This window comes from Mesorhizobium sp. M2C.T.Ca.TU.002.02.1.1, from assembly GCF_003997225.1.
The window spans coordinates 1-2,128 of sequence record NZ_RZTO01000959.1 but is presented as its reverse complement, the minus strand read 5'-3'; the positions used below and the strand labels follow the sequence as shown (position 1 = coordinate 2,128).

Sequence of the window (2,128 nt, the reverse complement as noted above, 5' to 3'; positions counted from 1 at the left end):
ATGCTGGAACGGGCGCTCTCCGCCAAAGGCATCGACGGCTCCCGCCTGTGGACCTCGCCGCAGGAATGGGGCGAGATCGGCGCCGATCTCGACGCGTGGATCGCCAGCGCCTCGCGGGCGCTCGCCTATGCCATTGTCGCGGCCTCGTCGGTCATCGATTTCGAAGCGGCGGTGATCGACGGCTGGATGCCGCTCGATGTGCGGCGCCGGCTGGTCGATGCCGTTACGGAAGCGATCGCCACCATCGACGCCGAGGGGCTGAAGCTGCCCGTCGTTCGCGAGGGGACGGTCGGCATCCACGCGCGCGCCATGGGCGGCGCCAGCCTGCCGCTTTCCGAGCGTTTCCTGATCGGACCGAACACGTCCGGGGGCGCCTGACATGCTGATCGGCATCCCGTCGCTGCTCGGCCCCCAGTTCCTGGCGACGCTCAGGGCGATGGGCCATGGCGACGAGATCGCGATCGTCGACGGCAATTATCCGGCCGAGGAACAGGCGCGGCGATTGATCCGCGCGGACGGCCACCAGGTCATCCCGGTCCTCGACGCCGTGCTCAGCGTGCTGCCGGTGGACGAGGCGGTGCCGGAGGCGCTGTTCCGTGCTTCGGTGAAAGGCGATCCGGCGCTCGCCGACCCCGTGCATCGCGAGATGGAAGTGGTTTGCGCCAGGCGCGCGCCGGGTCACAAGGTGGTTGCGCTGGCCGGGCCCGACTTCTATGCACGCGTCAAGGCCGCGCACGCGATCGTGGCGACCAGCGAACCCAGGCTCTTTGCCAACATCATCATCCGCAAGGGCGTGATCCATCCGCCGGAGACCGAGACGATATGATCCTTTGCTGTGGCGAAGCCCTGATCGACATGCTGCCGCGCACGACCACGGAAGGCGAAGCGGCCTTCGCGCCCTATGTCGGCGGCGCGGTGTTCAACTCCGCCGTCGCGCTCGGCCGGCTCGGCGCTCCGGCCGGCTTCTTCTCCGGCCTCTCGTCCGACCTGTTCGGGGGCCAGCTCCGCGAGGCGCTCGGAGCCAGCAAGGTGAGCTCCACCTATGCGCACACGTCGCCCAAACCCACGACGCTCGCCTTCGTGCGGCTCACCAACGGCCAGGCGACCTACACCTTCTACGACGAGAACACCGCCGGACGCATGCTGACCATCGAGGACCTGCCGAAGCTCGGCGCTGAGATCGAGGCGATGCTGTTCGGCGCGATCAGCCTGATCTCCGAGCCGGCCGGTTCGGCCTATGAGGAGTTCATGCGGCGCGAGCACGAAGCCCGTGTGATGATGCTCGATCCCAACATCCGGCCGAATTTCATCCCGGACAAGGCGAAGCATCTCAGACGCATTCGCGAGATGATGGCGATGGCCGACATCGTCAAGCTCTCGGACGAGGACCTCAAATGGTTCGACGAGGCCGGCTCGCACGAGGACGTGGTGCGCAACTGGCTGGATCGCGGGCCGAAATTTATCGTCGTCACCCATGGCGGCGAAGGCGCGGTCGGCTACAGCAAGACGCACAAGGTCACCGTCATGCCGCGGAAGGTGAAGGTGGTCGACACGGTCGGCGCCGGCGACACCTTCAACGCCGGCATCCTGGCCTCGCTGCATGAGCAGGGCCTGCTGACCAAGGCAGCAATCGGCAGCCTCTCCGAGGACGCAATCCGCAAGGCGCTGGAGCTCGGCGCCAAGGCGGCGGCGGTGACGGTTTCGCGGGCCGGCGCCAACCCGCCCTGGCGACACGAAATCGCCTGAGCGGTTGACCGGATTGGCCGAATGGCCTCTCCAGGCGATCACTTTATGTTTCCAAAATAGGGAACGACGCGATAAAAGGCGTTGAAAATGCTCGTTCTAGCCCGGTTTTCCGGCGTCTTCGGGCAATGCGCCGGCAAAAGGCGGTAACAGGCTGCGACACTTGCACGATTGGCCTTGCCCCCGGCCGGCTTTCTCACCCCGACCAAGTCTGATACCAGCGGGCCGGTTTATTGGCATTTTGAGGCCGACATGCAGTTCATCGATCTTGGCGCGCAGCGCGAACGTATCCGCGACCGGCTGAAGGCCGCGATCGACAAGGTGGTCGAAGACGGCCGCTACATCCTCGGCCCCCAGGTCACCGAATTCGAGAACAAGCTCGCGG

The 2,128-nt window shown here is 66.1% G+C and carries 2 protein-coding genes and 2 pseudogenes; all 4 read left to right on the top strand.

The features are described from left to right. Window positions 1-378: pseudogene (locus EOD07_RS31990) on the top strand (ROK family protein); the annotation flags it as partial. A 1-nt stretch (window position 379) separates the two neighbouring features. After that, window positions 380-826 (top strand): RbsD/FucU domain-containing protein, encoded by a 447-nt coding sequence (locus EOD07_RS31985; RefSeq protein ID WP_127238110.1) that lies wholly within the window; start codon window positions 380-382, stop codon window positions 824-826. Then, entirely contained in the window at window positions 823-1,746 is a 924-nt protein-coding gene (locus EOD07_RS31980; protein WP_127238109.1) for a carbohydrate kinase, read from the top strand. Before EOD07_RS31985 ends, EOD07_RS31980 begins: the two co-directional genes overlap by 4 nt. Window positions 1,747-1,995: 249 nt before the next feature. Next, window positions 1,996-2,128, top strand: a pseudogene (locus EOD07_RS31975) (aminotransferase DegT); the annotation flags it as partial.